The following is a 13537-nucleotide window of genomic DNA, read 5'->3' on the forward strand; positions in this document are numbered from 1 at the left end:
GTTACTGCGGTGCCTGGCCGGTGTCGTCCGGCTCGAGCAGACCGTGGCGCGACGCGCCCTTGCGCAGACGGCGGCTGGGCAGGCGCTCCAGGCTGCCCAGCCGTTCGACCAGTTCGCCGGTCAGGCGGGCCAGCTCGCGATTGAGCCACAGGTAGCCGCTGGGGCTGAACAGGCGGCGGCCGTCTTCGGCGTAGGCATCGCCCGCGAGCTCGGCATGGCGCTGCAGGTCGAAGGGGGCGAGTTCGACGTCGATGGGGTGGCCGGTGCGTACCTGGAACGCCAGGGTGCCGATGGCGCGGGCCAGGGTGTGCTGCTGGCCGCGAAGGCCGTGCATGGCATCGATGCGCTCGTGGCCGGCGCGGGTGTTCCAGTGGGTTTCGAGCAGCAGCTCGATGGTCGAGAACATGCGGCGCTGGAGGGAGATGAGCTCGTCCAGCTCGACGCGGGTCAGCCGGTTCTCGCGATGAATGGCATCCACCAGCCCGCGCTGCTTGACCAACAGCTTGCTGCAGCCCTTGAGCAGCTCGTGGGTGTCGAGGTCGGGCGGCGCGCTGGCCGACGTATGAGCATGATAGAGCCGGGCCATGTGATCCAGGTGATCGGCGAGGGCGAAGCGCAGCAGGTCGGTAGCCTTGTGGGGCAGCACCAGCACGGTGACGCCGATGCCGATCAGCGTGCCCAGCAGCACGTTGAAACTGCGCCACAGGGCAGCTTCCAGTTCGGGGGTGCTGCCGCCGATGACCAGCAGCAGGCTGATGGCGAACATCAGGCCGCCGTAGCCGAAACGCTTGCTGAAGGTGTACCAGGTGACCGCGGCGATGCCGGCCAGGGCGCCGAGATGCAGCACCGGGGGCCAGAAGGGGGTGATGACGATCAGCAGCAGCCCCCAGAGGGCGCCCAGCAGCGATCCGAGCAGGCGCTGGCGCCCCTTGTCGAGCACGCCGCCGATGTGGGGCAGGTTGCCCATCACCATCACGGTGCTGACCAGCGCCCAGCCGCGATGCGGGAGATCGAAGGGTTCGGTGATGGCATAGGCGACGGTCAGAGCCAGCGCCACGCGCAGCACGTGCAGAATGCGACGATGCTGATTCGTGAAGTAGGGGTCGCGTAGCGGGCGTACCAGCTTCATGGGGAAAGGAGTACCGTCGACAGGTCAGCCCATGGCGGGTCGGGAAGTCATGGTGCCCGGAGCCGGGCTCGAACCGGCACGGTGTTGCCACCGAGGGATTTTAAGTCCCTTGCGTCTACCAATTTCGCCATCCGGGCGGGGGTTCGAGCGCACAGCTATAGGAATGATGGAGGCTGGAGTCGGAATCGAACCGGCGTACACGGAGTTGCAGTCCGCTGCATAACCACTCTGCCATCCAGCCTCAAGGATCGTGCCACCCGTGGGGGATGGAGCGAAGACGATGGCCCGTCATGCGCATTGATCCGTTCGAGTCAGATCTCTTCTGTCGAAGAGAGTGGAGCGGGAAACGAGATTCGAACTCGCGACCCTCGCCTTGGCAAGGCGATGCTCTACCACTGAGCTATTCCCGCCTGACTCGAGGACGTATTATACGGATAAGTCGGTGACTGTCAAACGCTTTTCTCGGCTGTCGTTACATCGAGTCGCTGAGGTGCGGCCAGGCGGCCCGCAGGTACTGGATCATCGACCACAGGGTCAGCAGGGCCGCGGCATAGAGGGTCACGACACCGAGCGTGGCGATGGAAGTGCCCGGGGCGAAGCCCAGCAGCAGCAGCAGGGCGATCATCTGCAGGGTGGTCTTCAACTTGCCGATCGAGGAGACGGCCACCGTGCCGCGCTTGCCCATCTCGGCCATCCACTCGCGCAGCGCCGAGATCACGATCTCGCGACCGATGATCACCAGTGCCGGCAGGGTCAGCCAGCTGGCGTCGTAGCGTTCTATCAGCAGCGCCAGGGCCACGGCGACCATCAGCTTGTCGGCGACCGGGTCGAGGAAGGCGCCGAAGGGCGTCGACTGGTTCCAGCGCCGAGCCAGGTAGCCGTCCAGCCAGTCGGTGATCGAGGCCAGGCCGAACAGGGCGCCGGTGGCCAGCATGCTCCATGAGAAGGGCAGATAGAACAGTACGACCAGCAGCGGGATGAAGACGATTCTGGCCAGGGTCAGGAGGTTGGGGATGTTCATCGAAGCTGCGGTCCTTGCCTGAGGGGGAACACGGGATATCGGGTCATTCTATCCCGCTCGGCGACGCTCATCCATGTAGGCACGGTGAATCGTTTCGGGCGGCCGGCGGCATTTATCCATGCAGGGCGCGATGGATGGTGTCGGCGAGGGTGGCGCTGATGCCTGGGACCCGGGCGAGTTCGTCACGGTTGGCCTGGCGGACGCCCTGCAGGCCGCCGAAGAAACGCAGCAGTTCGCGACGGCGGCGTGGGCCGACGCCGGGAATGTCTTCCAGGGTCGAGGTCCGCCTCGCCTTGTCGCGCCGGGTGCGGTGGCCGGTGATGGCGAAGCGGTGCGATTCGTCGCGGATATGCTGCAGTAGATGCAGGGCCGGGGAGGTGGCATCGAGGTCGAGGGTGCGGTCGACGGTCTCCAGGTAGAGGATCTCCAGTCCCGCCTTGCGGGTGCTGCCCTTGGCGACACCCAGCAGCATCACGCCGGTCACGCCGAGCTCGGCGAACACTTCGCGGGCCATGTTGAGCTGGCCCTTGCCGCCGTCGACCACCAGGATGTCCGGCCGCTCTCCCTCGCCTTGGGCGAGCCGCTTGAAACGGCGAGACAGGGCCTGGCGCATGGCGGCGTAGTCGTCGCCGGGCTCGATGCCCTCGATGTTGAAACGGCGATAGTCGGACTTGCGCGGTCCGTCGGCATCGAACACCACACAGGAGGCCACGGTGGCCTCGCCCTGGCTGTGGCTGATATCGAAGCATTCCAGGCGTTCCGGTGCCTGCTCGAGCCCGAGTGCCTCGCGCAGCGCCTCGAAGCGCTTCGCGAGCTGGGTCTGGTTGGCCAGCTGGCCGGCCAGCTGCTGTTCGGCGTTGGTGCGGGCCAGCTCCTGCCACTGGGCGCGGTGGCTGCGCACCTGGTCGGTGACGCGAACCCGCTTGCCGGCATGCTCGCTGAGGGCCTGTGCCAGCAGCTCGGCATCGGGCAGCGCATGGCTGGTGATCACCTCGGCGGGGATCTCGCGGGCCTGGCCGAGGTAGAACTGGCTGACGAACTCGCCAAGCAGGGCTTCCGGGCCCAGGTCCAGGCCGTTGGTCGGCTGATGATGGCGGGCGCCCAGCAGTCGACCCTGCCGGATGGCGAGCACCGATATGCACAGCGTCCCCGGGCGGGAGGCCAGGGCGAAGACGTCCGCGTCGCCGCTGCCGGTGTCGACGAACTGGCGTTGCTGCAGCTGACGCAGCTGCTGGATCTGGTCGCGCAGTCGGGCGGCCTCCTCGAACTCGAGGGCCTGGCTGGCCGCTTCCATGTCGCGAGTCAGCTCCCGGGTCACGGCCTCGCTCTTGCCTTCCAGGCACTGAATGGCGTGCTCCAGGTCGCGCCGATAGTCCGCCTCCGAGATGTAATCCACGCAGGGGGCCGTGCAGCGATCGATCTGATACTGCAGGCAGGGCCGGGTGCGATGGGCGAAGACGCTGTCCTCGCAGTTGCGGATGCGGAAGATCTTCTGCATCAGCGACAGGCTCTCGCGGACCGCGGTGCTGCTGGGATAGGGGCCCAGGTAGCGTCCGTCGTCATGGCGGGTGCGTGCCCGCTTGTACTCCAGCGCCGGGAAAGGATGGCGGTCGGTAACGAAGACGAAGGGATAGGACTTGTCGTCGCGCAGCAGGATGTTATAGGGCGGGCGCTGCTCCTTGATCAGCGTCTGCTCGAGCAGCAGCGCCTCGGTCTCGCTGTTGGTGACCGTGACCTGGATGTCGGCGATGCGTGCCACCAGCGCCTGGGTCTTGGCGTTAAGCGCGCCGCGGAAGTAGCTGGCCAGGCGTGGCTTGAGGCGGCGGGCCTTGCCGACGTAGAGCGTCTCGCCGCTCTCGTCGAGCATGCGGTAGACGCCGGGGGCTTCGGTGACGGTGGCGAGGAAGTGGCGCGAATCGAAACTCATCGGGCGGCGGTCTGGCGTGGATGGAGGCTCATCCTATCAGACGCGCCGCCGGGGCGGGGATTACGGGGAGTCTCCCGGTCGAGTCATTCCGCCTCGCTGAAGCCGTCGACCAGGCCGTGACGCAGCCCGAGGTGGGTCAGCTCGACGTCGGAATGCACGTCGAGCTTCTCGAAGATGCGGTAGCGGTAGGTGTTGACGGTCTTGGGGCTCAGGAACATGCGGTCAGCGATATCGGCCACCTTCTGGCAGTTGACGATCATCATCGCCACCTGCAGTTCGCGCTGGGACAGCTGGTCGAAGGGGTTGTCGCTGGCGTCGATGCGCGACAGGACCAGGCGCTGGGCGATCTCCGGGCTGACGTAGCGCTGCCCGGCGAAGACGCTGCGCACCGCGGTCACCATCTCGTCGTGCTGCGAGCCCTTGCTGATAAAGCCATGGGCACCGGCATCGAGCAGGCGCTGGGCGAAGGTGTCCTCGATGAAGGCGGTCAGCACCAGGATACGGATGTCCTGGGTAAAACGATGGATCTTGCGCGTGGCTTCCAGACCGCCGATGCCCGGCATGCGGATATCCATCAGCACGATATCGGGCTTGAGTTCGCGGGCCAGGCGAATGGCATCTTCGCCATCTGCGGCCTCGCCCACGATGGTGATGTCCTGCTCGGCACCGAGCAGGTGGGCGATACTGGTCCTTACCAGGTGGTGGTCGTCGGCAACGAGAACCCTGATCAAGGCAGGTGCTCCTGAGATGATGTTAAGTGTGTCGGGCGCATATAGAGCAGCCATGATAGTCCCTAGCGTGGCACAACATCTCCCTAAGGGGAATTGGTGTCAGCCCTAGGTCTGATTTTTCCCGCCAAGGTGTTGACGAGCGTGGGGAATGTCCGTAGTATTTGCCTCGTTCTCGCAAGGCAACAACGGCGAGCAACAGTGGGGCCTTAGCTCAGCTGGGAGAGCGCAACACTGGCAGTGTTGAGGTCAGCGGTTCGATCCCGCTAGGCTCCACCAACGAATTTCGAGAAGCCGCCCGATGCAATCAATGCATCGGGCGGCTTTTTTTGTTTTTTTCGTCGTTAACATGGACCGTCCAAGTGTCGTGAGATAACGCCGGGATAGAGAAACGGCAAGATGTCCGATTGGGCATTTTTCGGTGACATATCAGGCGGCGGACATTGCCACCACCCTGCAGGTACCCCAAGCCTTTCCTAGAAAGGCTTTATCGAGGCCACCACGTATGCCTAGATCCTCAGATACTGTGCTTAAAGCTAAAACCTGATAACCGCACTCCTTGTCTCTGCTGCGGCTGTGACCACAGATCTTATCTACCGAATAGAGTCCGCCTCACACGGCGCAATGCTGGAGGTTGCTTCACCTGTGTTCAGGACATGCGGGCGGTGCTGCCCTGGCGTCGTTCCTCACTGGGCGAGCGGCCGGTGCGGCGGCGGAACGCTCGCGAGAAGGTCGATACGTCGGCGAAACCTAGGTCGAGAGCGATCTCGCCGACCGGGCGCGTAGTCTGGCATAGCCAGTAGCGTGCCCACTGCAGGCGGCGCTGCAGCACGTATTGCTGGGGTGTCACGCCGAACTGGCGCTGGCAGAGCAGGTGAAGCTGGCTCTGGCCGAGGTTCATGGCCTCGGCCAGCGCCTGGTTGTCCGGCGGCAGGTCCAGGCGTTCGTCGATGAAGGCGTCCAGGGCCGCGGCGGGCAGGCGCTCGCGCCGCCGGGCGCCCGGGCCCTCCTCGCCGAGCAGCTGGCTGAACTGGCTGACGAACAGCAGCGCCAGCTGGTGGTTGATCAGCGCCGCCTGTTGCGGCGTGTGCCGGCCGCGAAGCTGGCCGGTGGCGTAGTCGACCATCGGCATCAGCGTCGGCGGCAGGGTGAGCGCTCGGGGCTCGGCGAACAGCGATTCCCGCAGCGCCAGCTCGCAACTCTGTTCCAGGGAGGTCAGACAGGGGTCGTCGCGGTCGAGGTCGATCACCAACACTTCGCTGTCGTCGCCACGTCCCATGTAATGGTGCGTCTCGCCCACCGGGAGGATCGCCGCCTGGCCCAGCGCCAAGCGCTGGCTGCCGCGGCTGAACTCGTAGTCCATCGCCCCGCGCCAGCCCAGCATCAACTGGGGATAGTCGTGGCAGTGCTCGCCGGCGCTACGGGCGATGCGGTTACAGCGAGCCTGGGTCTGTGACATCTCGTCCTCCTCGGGACCGGCGATTGCGGAGCCTGGATCAACGCTTGCGGAGGCAGGGCAAAGTGCCCGTAGGCGGGGGGGCATAGACTGGCTCGGGCACCGTTGAAAAGAGGCTGACATGTATCTCGACGCCGAACAAGTCACCATCAGTTTGCCCTGGGGCGCGCTGGTGGAAGCGCTGGACGATATCTTCACTCGCACCGTGCATTCGCCGGTGCGCCATCATCATCACCGGCACGTGCCGGGCGACCCGGACGCCACCCTGCTGCTGATGCCGGCCTGGATCGAAGGCCAGTACCTCGGCGTCAAGCAGGTCAACGTCTTTCCCGGCAACAGCGGCCGCGGCCAGCCGGGCCTCTCCGGCCACTACCTGCTGAGCTGCGCTCGCACCGGACACCACCTGGCCCAGTTCGAGGCCAACGAACTGACCGCCCGGCGCACCGCGGCGGCATCCGCCCTGGCCGCCCGCTACCTGGCCCGCGAAGACAGCCGCGAGCTGCTGATGGTAGGGGCGGGGCGCATGGGCCGCCGGCTGATCCCGGCGCACCGCGCCGTGCGTCCCATCGAGCGGGTACGCATCTGGGACATCCACGAGGCCGGTGCCCAGGCATTGGCCGCGGAGCTGCGCGACGAGGGCCTGGACGCCCAGGCGGTGCCGGCTGATGGCCTGGCCGAGGCCGCCGGGCGGGCCGACATCATCAGCTGCGCCACCCTGAGCCCCGAGCCGCTGATCCACGGCGAGTGGCTGACGCCGGGCACCCATCTGGACCTGGTGGGCAGCTTCACGCCCTTCATGCGCGAGGCGGACGACGAGGTGATGCGCCGCGGCGCGGTGTTCGTCGACACCCGCGAGGGCGCGCTGAGCGAGACCGGCGACTTGATCGACCCGATCGCCAGCGGCGTGATCGGCGAGACCGACATCCTTGCCGACTTCCCCGACCTGTGCGGCGGGAAACATCCGGGCCGCGCGGCGCTGGCCGACCCCGATCGTGCGATCACCGTCTTCAAGTCGGTGGGCGCCTCGGTGGAGGACCTGGCCGCCGCCATCCTGGCCTACGAGCGCTGCCGCGACTGACCCGACAAGCTTCGCCTCCTGCGACACGATGACAACGACAAAGAAGGGCGGGCGCGTCCCGCCCGGGGAGCCTTCAAGATGCAAGACTATTCGACCCCGGCCATCCCGGTGCCGCGCCTGCCGCTGGCGCTGATCCCGGTGGTGTTGACCATCGCCCTGCTGGGCGTGCAGATCTTCTACTACGACGACTTCACCCCGCACATCCCGCTGGCCATCGGCTTCGGCATTACCGCCCTGGTCGGCTGGCTGCAGGGCTATCGCTGGAAGGACATCGAGTCCGGCGCCTTCCAGGTGCTGCACGTGGCAATGCCCTCCATCGCCACCCTGATCATCGTCGGCATGCTGGTGGGCACCTGGATCGCCAGCGGCACCGTACCGATGCTGATCTATCTGGGGCTGGAGTTGATCGACCCGAGCTGGTTCCTGGCCGCGGCCATGCTGATGTGTTCGATGGTCTCGCTGTCGATCGGCTCCTCCTGGACCACCGTCGGCACCGTGGGCCTGGCGCTGATGGGCATCGGCGACGCTTTCGGCGTGCCGCTCTACTGGACCGCCGGGGCGGTGGTCTCCGGCGCCTTCTTCGGCGACAAGATCTCGCCGCTCTCCGACACCACCAATCTGTCGCCGGCGGTCACCGAGACCAACATCTTCGACCATATCCGCAACATGATGCCCACCACCGTGCCGGCGATGTTGATCGCGCTGGCAGTATATGCCGTGGTCGGCGGGGCCGACGGCGGCGGGACCGATACCCTGACGCGCATCGACGCCATCAAGCAGGGCCTGGCCGACAACTTCGTGATGGGCCCCTGGCAGCTGCTGCCGCTGGTGGTGGTCATCGGCCTGGCGTTCTTCAAGGTGGCGCCGATTCCGGCGCTGTTCACCGGGGTGATGCTGGGCGGCGGCGTGGCCATCTTCACCCAGGGCGCGAGCGTGCACGATGCCCTGACCTTCGCCCACAGCGGCTACAGCGTCGTCACCGGCAGCGAGACCCTGGACAGTCTGCTCAACCGCGGCGGCGTGACCTCGATGACCTGGGTGGTGACGCTGATGATGTTCGCCCTGGCCTATGGCGGCGCGCTCGAGCGCACCCGCTGCCTGGAGGCCATCGTCGGCGCCATCATGAAGCGCCTCAAGGGCTTTCGCGGGCTGCAGACCAGCGCCATCCTGACCTCCATCGCCACCAACGTGGTGTCCGGCGACGTCTACCTGTCGATCGCCCTGCCGGGACGCATGTACAAGCCGGCCTACGATGAGCTGGGCTATTCGCGCCTCAACCTGTCCCGGGCCATCGAGGAGGGCGGCACCCTGGTCTCGCCGCTGGTGCCCTGGAACGCGGGCGGCGCCTTCGTGATCGGTGCCCTGGGGCTGACCGTGAGCGCCGGCGACTTCAGCGCCTTGCTGTACATCCCGCTGGCCTTCGCCTGCTGGCTGTCGCCGCTGTTCGGCATTCTCTATGCCCAGCTCGGCTGGTTCTCCAGGCGCGCCGAGGACGACGCTGCGGCGGCAGGGGAGCGGGCATGAGCCGCATCGCGGTAATCGGTGCCGGGGTGGTCGGCATGACCGCCGCCCTGGCCCTGCAGCGCCGGGGGCATGCGGTGAGCGTGTTCGATTCCAAGGGGCCGGGGGAGGGCGCCTCCTACGGCAACGCCGGCTTCCTGGCCACCGAGCTGATCGACCCGCTGGCCAGCCCGGCGAGCCTGCGCCAGGCACCGCGGCTGTGGTTCGATCCCCACGGCGCCCTGGCGCTGCCGGCCCGCTACCTGCCGCGGCTGGCCCCATGGCTGGCACGCTTCCTGGCCGCCGCCCGGCCGGGCCAGGTGGAACGCGGGCGCCGGGCCCTGGCGGCCCTGAACGGCGCCGCGGTGGACGCCTGGCGGCGCTGCCTGGCCGACATCGGCGCCGAGCATGAGCTGGTGGCCTCGGGCTACCTGCAGGTGTGGGCCTCCCCGCGCGGACGGGTCGCCGCGAGGAAGCGGATGGACGAGCTTCGCCGTTGGGGGCACGCGGTGGAGTGGTGCGAGGCGAACGAGCTACGCGCCCTGGAACCGGGGCTCTCGGGCGCGCTCAGCCACGGCCTCCACTTCCGCGATGCGCACCAGGTGCGCGATCCCCACGCCCTGGTGCGCCGACTGACCGCGGCCTTCGAGGCCCGCGGTGGCGAGCTGCACCGGGACGGCGTGACGCGCCTCGAACCGCGGGGCGAGGGCGTGCGGCTGCACACCGACGATGGCACGCGGGACGTCGAGCGCGCGGTGGTCGCCGCCGGTGCCTGGAGCCATCGCCTGGCGGCCGGGCTTGGCCTGAGCATCCCGCTGGAGACCGAGCGCGGCTACCACCTGACGCTGCCCGGGCGCGGCCAGGCCCTGCGCCGGCCAGTGGGCTCGGCGGAGCGCCGCTGCGTGATGACCCCCATGAGCTGCGGGCTGCGCATCGTCGGCTTCACCGAGCTTGGCGGGCTGGCGCTACCGCCCCGGGCGCTCCGCTATGCCTCGCTTCGCCGGCATGCCGAGGCGCTGCTGCACGATCCCGCCGGGCTCGACGACGGCGCCGAGGAGTGGATGGGATTTCGCCCGACGCTGCCGGACTCGCTGCCGGTGATCGACGTCCATCCGCGCCATCCGGCGGTGGCCTTCGCCTTCGGCCACCAGCACCTGGGGCTGACCCAGGCGGCGATCACCGCCGAGCTGCTCGTGGCCCGACTGGCCGGCGAGCCTCCGGCCCTCGACCTCGCGCCCTTTCGGGTGACCCGCTTCACGGGGCGCAGGAGTGCGCCGCGCGAAGTCTGCTGCGGGAAAGCCTGAGGGCACCGCCGCGGCCGCATGCCTCTTCGGGCCCCTATGGCAGGGGGCCTACGCTATGTGTGTAACTTTCGACAACGACGGCGCCATCAGAGCCTGAATATCGGCGACGCGCTGGACGTCGCTAGGAGATCGACCATGGACGAAGCCAACCGTCATCCACACGATGCCGTGAGCGAGCCGCGCGCGCATCCGTGCCCACTACGGCGTCGACGAGGCGGAGGTGCTGCGCGGGCTGGTCGAGCGCATCGAGCTGTCGCAGCACCAGCGCCGCCAGGTGGCCGAGGTCGGCGCCGACTACGTGTCGCGGGTGCGCGAGTAGACCTCGCCCAGCATGATGGAGGCGTTCCTGGCCGAGTATGGGCTCTCGAACGCCGAGGGGCTTCGGCCCTCGTTTGCCTTCTCTTGGGGGCAAGGGTGCCCAGGCTTGCTAAATGGCAAAAAGCCGGCGTCCAAGCATGGCTCGCGCGACATCATCGCTTCATGCCCGTCTGCGATGGGCTCTGTTTGCGGCCATGGCCATGCTCGGTGCAGTGTTGAAAAGAGGGTTCCGGGCTTGACGTCTCCGACATGACGGCGTAATATTCGCCTCGTTCTCGCAAGGCAGAAGCGGCGAGCAACAGTGGGGCCTTAGCTCAGCTGGGAGAGCGCAACACTGGCAGTGTTGAGGTCAGCGGTTCGATCCCGCTAGGCTCCACCAATCGAATATCGAGAAGCGGCCCGATGCCATGCATCGGGCCGCTTCTTTTTGTCTGTGTGTCTGCTTTTCCCGTCCTGTTCGCTATCTGGCTTTCCTCCTTTCCTGGCACTTCATATTTTGCGCTGCCTGTGTGTCTGGCGTCTCGCCGGGCCTTGGCCCGGCGAGTGATGGCGTTCGTCGTCTTCGCGGCTCAGTCGCGGTCGATGGCGAATGGCGCCCAGGCTTGCCGCACGGGCATCACGTCCATCCGGTTGATGTTGATGTGCACGGGCAGGGTCGCGACGTAGAAGATCTGCTCGGCGATGTCCTCGGCGGACAGCGGCGTGGTGCCCTGGTAGAGAGCGTCGTGGGCGTCCTGGTTGCCGCCGGTGCGCACCAGGGTGAACTCGGTCTCGGACAGGCCGGGGGCCACGTCGGTCACGCGTACGCCGGTGCCCAGCAGGTCGCAGCGCAGGTTGTAGCTGAACTGCTTGACGAAGGCCTTGGTGGCGCCATAGACATGGCTGCCGGGGTAGGGTGTATCGCCGGCTACCGAGCCAAGATTGATGATGCTGGTGCCGGCACCCTGTTCGATCAGCGTCGGCAGCAGCGCATGAGTGACGTTGGCCAGCCCGCGGACGTTGGTATCGATCATGGTGTGCCAGTCGGCGAGGTCGACCTGCTGCGCCGGCTGGGGCGCCAGGGCCAGGCCGGCGTTGTTGATCAGGCAGGTCACCCCGGCGAACTCGTCGGGCAGGGCTTCGACCATGGCCTTCACTGCGGCGTCGTCGCGCACGTCGAGTACCGCCGTGTGGACCGGGACCTTGTCCTCGAGCGCCTCGCGAAGCTCCGCGAGGCGTTCCTCGCGGCGGCCGGAGAGCACCAGCGACCAGCCGGCCTCGGCGAAGCGGTGGGCACAGGCGCGTCCGAATCCGGAGGTGGCACCGGTGATGAAGGCGATACGGTTCATGGCAGGCTCCTTTGCGTCATGAGATCGGTAGGAGCCTCAGCATAGCGCGTCGAGGCGGCGGGGATCGATGGTGCTGATGGACAACGGGCGGGGCCGGCATGGCCGACCCCGCCCATGGTGGCGGCTCCCGTGAGCCGGACTCAGCCCTTCAGGGCGTCCATCAGGCAGCGGGCGACAGGCTCGGAGGAAGGCGGGTTCTGACCGGTGATCAGGTTGCCGTCCTGGCGGGTGTAGGGCGCGAAGTCGTCGGCCTTGGTATACCGGCCGCCCTTGGCGATCAGGGCATCCTCGACCAGCTGCGGCACGATCTCGGTCAGGCCCACGGCGTCCTCTTCGCCGTTGGTGAAGCCGGTGACCGCGCGTCCCTCGACCAGCGGCTTGCCGTGCTCGTCCTTGGCGTTGAGCAGCACGATGGGCGCGTGGCAGACCGTGGACACCGGCTTGCCCTGGGCCCAGAAGGCCTCGATCAGACGGACCGAGTCGGCGTCGTCGACCAGGTCCCATAGCGGGCCGTGGCCGCCCGGATAGAAGATGGCGTCATAGTCGTCGGCCTTGACGTCGGCCAGGCGCTGCGTGGCGGCGAGCCGGGCCTTGGCCTCGGCGTCCTGCTGGAAGCGGCGGGTCGCCTCTGTCTGACTCTCATCGGCATCGCTCTTGGGATCCAGGGGCGGCTGGCCGCCCTTGGGCGAGGCCAGGGTGAGTTCGGCGCCGGCGTCCTGGAACACATAGTAGGGGGCGGCCAGTTCCTCGAGCCAGAAACCGGTCTTCTCGCCGGTGTCGCCGAGGCGGTCGTGAGAGGTCAGCACGATCAGAATGCGCGGTGTCATCGAAGCGTCTCCTGGGGTGTCGGGCCCGGCATGTCGGGCCCGTTTCGGGATGTGTCGGGAATGTCAGCGTGGATCGGATGTCGCCGTTGGTAAAGCCTGGCGTCAGTCCCAGGCCGGCGCGAAATCCGGGTTGGCGATGCGTTCGCCACGATCGAGGGCGGCGATGGCCTGCATCTCCTCGTCGCTCAGCGTGATCTCGAGGGCGACCAGGTTGCTTTCGATGTTCTTCGCCTTGGTGGAGGACGGAATGGTCACGATACCCTGCTGGTTCAGCCAGGCCAGGGCGATCTGCGCCGGGCTGGCGTCATGGGCGTCGGCGATGCGCGCCAGGGTCTCGTCCTCCATCACCTTGCCCACGGCCAGCGGCATGAAGGCGGTCACCGCGATGCCGTGGCGTTCGCAGTGCTCGATCAGCGCCCGGTTCTGCAGGAAGGGATGCACCTCGATCTGGTTGGTCAGCAGGGCGCCCTCGCCGAGGATCTCGACGGCCCGGTCGAGCTGGGCGCGGGTGAAGTTCGAGACCCCGATATGGCGGGTCTTGCCGGCCTCTTGCACCTTCTTGAGCGCCGTCAGGTAGTCGGCCATGGGCACTTCGTCGTGGGGCGAGGGCCAGTGGATCAGCAGCAGGTCGACGTGGTCGGTGCCGAGCTTGTTCAGGCTCTCCTCGGCGCTGGCCTCCAGGTCGGCGGGCGAAAGGCGATCATGCCAGACCTTGGTGGTCAGGAAGATCTCCTCGCGGGGAATGCCGCTCTCGGCGATGGCCTGGCCGACCTCGGCCTCGTTGCCATAGAACTGCGCGGTGTCGATGTGGCGATAGCCGAGTTCGAGCGCGGTCAGCACGCTTTGCTTGAGGGTGTCGCCCTCGAGGCGGAAGGTGCCGAAACCTGGGGTGGGCAGCGTATGGGTCGTCATGAAAGCTCC

The 13537-nt window shown here is 67.3% G+C and carries 12 protein-coding genes and 5 tRNA genes; 6 read left to right on the forward strand and 11 right to left on the reverse strand.

Annotated elements, in window-relative coordinates; all coding sequences use genetic code 11:
• Window position 1 precedes the first annotated feature (1 nt).
• The 7 genes from C9J49_RS06500 to uvrY form a co-directional block, all read right to left on the reverse strand.
• Window positions 2-1129 (reverse strand): FUSC family protein, encoded by a 1128-nt coding sequence (locus C9J49_RS06500; RefSeq protein ID WP_046078026.1) that lies wholly within the window; start codon window positions 1127-1129, stop codon window positions 2-4.
• Window positions 1130-1179: 50 nt separating this feature from the next.
• A tRNA-Leu gene (locus C9J49_RS06505) sits at window positions 1180-1266 on the reverse strand.
• Between the two features lie 30 nt (window positions 1267-1296).
• Window positions 1297-1370: transfer RNA gene (locus tag C9J49_RS06510), tRNA-Cys, on the reverse strand.
• Window positions 1371-1464: 94 nt separating this feature from the next.
• Window positions 1465-1539, reverse strand: a tRNA-Gly gene (locus C9J49_RS06515).
• A 62-nt stretch (window positions 1540-1601) separates the two neighbouring features.
• A complete protein-coding gene (pgsA, locus tag C9J49_RS06520) occupies window positions 1602-2150 on the reverse strand; it encodes a CDP-diacylglycerol--glycerol-3-phosphate 3-phosphatidyltransferase (RefSeq protein ID WP_035595551.1) in 549 nt (182 codons plus the stop codon).
• Between the two features lie 112 nt (window positions 2151-2262).
• Window positions 2263-4077 carry an excinuclease ABC subunit UvrC gene (uvrC, locus tag C9J49_RS06525; RefSeq protein ID WP_107181497.1) on the reverse strand — a complete coding sequence of 605 codons (1815 nt, stop codon included), beginning with the start codon at window positions 4075-4077 and terminating at the stop codon, window positions 2263-2265.
• Window positions 4078-4160: 83 nt separating this feature from the next.
• Window positions 4161-4808, reverse strand: a complete 648-nt coding sequence (gene uvrY / locus C9J49_RS06530) for a UvrY/SirA/GacA family response regulator transcription factor (RefSeq protein ID WP_035595545.1) — start codon at window positions 4806-4808, stop codon at window positions 4161-4163.
• 200 nt (window positions 4809-5008) lie between these two features.
• Here uvrY and C9J49_RS06535 point away from each other — a divergent pair.
• A tRNA-Ala gene (locus tag C9J49_RS06535) sits at window positions 5009-5084 on the forward strand.
• A 370-nt stretch (window positions 5085-5454) separates the two neighbouring features.
• On the opposite strand, the gene C9J49_RS17405 is transcribed toward C9J49_RS06535, so the two are convergent.
• Window positions 5455-6264, reverse strand: coding sequence for an AraC family transcriptional regulator (locus tag C9J49_RS17405; protein WP_046078028.1), 810 nt, complete (start codon window positions 6262-6264; stop codon window positions 5455-5457).
• A gap of 118 nt (window positions 6265-6382) precedes the next feature.
• Between C9J49_RS17405 and C9J49_RS06545 the strand changes: the two genes are divergently transcribed.
• From C9J49_RS06545 to C9J49_RS06565, 5 genes are all read left to right on the forward strand, one after another.
• Complete coding sequence (locus C9J49_RS06545) at window positions 6383-7339, forward strand: ornithine cyclodeaminase family protein (RefSeq protein WP_107181495.1); 957 nt, start codon at window positions 6383-6385, stop codon at window positions 7337-7339.
• A 78-nt stretch (window positions 7340-7417) separates the two neighbouring features.
• Window positions 7418-8863, forward strand: a complete 1446-nt coding sequence (nhaC, locus tag C9J49_RS06550; protein ID WP_107181494.1) for a Na+/H+ antiporter NhaC — start codon at window positions 7418-7420, stop codon at window positions 8861-8863.
• Window positions 8860-10143: an FAD-binding oxidoreductase gene (locus C9J49_RS06555; protein ID WP_107181493.1), complete on the forward strand. Its 1284-nt coding sequence runs from the start codon at window positions 8860-8862 to the stop codon at window positions 10141-10143. The genes nhaC and C9J49_RS06555 overlap by 4 nt, the downstream gene beginning before the upstream one ends.
• 220 nt (window positions 10144-10363) lie before the next feature.
• Entirely contained in the window at window positions 10364-10462 is a 99-nt protein-coding gene (locus tag C9J49_RS17325; protein ID WP_258393801.1) for a hypothetical protein, read from the forward strand.
• A gap of 302 nt (window positions 10463-10764) precedes the next feature.
• Window positions 10765-10840: transfer RNA gene (locus tag C9J49_RS06565), tRNA-Ala, on the forward strand.
• 190 nt (window positions 10841-11030) lie between these two features.
• Here C9J49_RS06565 and C9J49_RS06570 read toward each other — a convergent pair.
• From C9J49_RS06570 to dkgB, 3 genes are all read right to left on the reverse strand, one after another.
• Window positions 11031-11789, reverse strand: a complete 759-nt coding sequence (locus tag C9J49_RS06570) for an SDR family NAD(P)-dependent oxidoreductase (protein ID WP_107181492.1) — start codon at window positions 11787-11789, stop codon at window positions 11031-11033.
• A 140-nt stretch (window positions 11790-11929) separates the two neighbouring features.
• Window positions 11930-12616, reverse strand: coding sequence for a type 1 glutamine amidotransferase domain-containing protein (locus tag C9J49_RS06575; RefSeq protein ID WP_107181491.1), 687 nt, complete (start codon window positions 12614-12616; stop codon window positions 11930-11932).
• Window positions 12617-12718: 102 nt separating this feature from the next.
• The gene (dkgB, locus tag C9J49_RS06580; protein WP_107181490.1) at window positions 12719-13528 is read right to left on the reverse strand and encodes a 2,5-didehydrogluconate reductase DkgB; all 810 of its coding nucleotides are present in this window, start codon (window positions 13526-13528) and stop codon (window positions 12719-12721) included.
• Between the last annotated feature and the right edge of the window lie 9 nt (window positions 13529-13537).

Source organism: Halomonas sp. SL1, assembly GCF_003030865.2.
Classification (GTDB): Bacteria; Pseudomonadota; Gammaproteobacteria; order Pseudomonadales; family Halomonadaceae; genus Halomonas; species Halomonas halophila.

Bases quoted from the DNA above. Each gene is read 5' to 3' on its own strand.
- dkgB (WP_107181490.1), bottom strand. From the start codon at position 13,528: ATGACGACCCATACGCTGCCCACCCCAGGTTTCGGCACCTTCCGCCTC.
- C9J49_RS06570 (WP_107181492.1), bottom strand. From the start codon at position 11,789: ATGAACCGTATCGCCTTCATCACCGGTGCCACCTCCGGATTCGGACGC.
- nhaC (WP_107181494.1), top strand. From the start codon at position 7,418: ATGCAAGACTATTCGACCCCGGCCATCCCGGTGCCGCGCCTGCCGCTG.
- uvrC (WP_107181497.1), bottom strand. From the start codon at position 4,077: ATGAGTTTCGATTCGCGCCACTTCCTCGCCACCGTCACCGAAGCCCCC.
- C9J49_RS17405 (WP_046078028.1), bottom strand. From the start codon at position 6,264: ATGTCACAGACCCAGGCTCGCTGTAACCGCATCGCCCGTAGCGCCGGC.
- C9J49_RS06545 (WP_107181495.1), top strand. From the start codon at position 6,383: ATGTATCTCGACGCCGAACAAGTCACCATCAGTTTGCCCTGGGGCGCG.
- pgsA (WP_035595551.1), bottom strand. From the start codon at position 2,150: ATGAACATCCCCAACCTCCTGACCCTGGCCAGAATCGTCTTCATCCCG.
- C9J49_RS06500 (WP_046078026.1), bottom strand. From the start codon at position 1,129: ATGAAGCTGGTACGCCCGCTACGCGACCCCTACTTCACGAATCAGCAT.
- C9J49_RS06555 (WP_107181493.1), top strand. From the start codon at position 8,860: ATGAGCCGCATCGCGGTAATCGGTGCCGGGGTGGTCGGCATGACCGCC.
- C9J49_RS06575 (WP_107181491.1), bottom strand. From the start codon at position 12,616: ATGACACCGCGCATTCTGATCGTGCTGACCTCTCACGACCGCCTCGGC.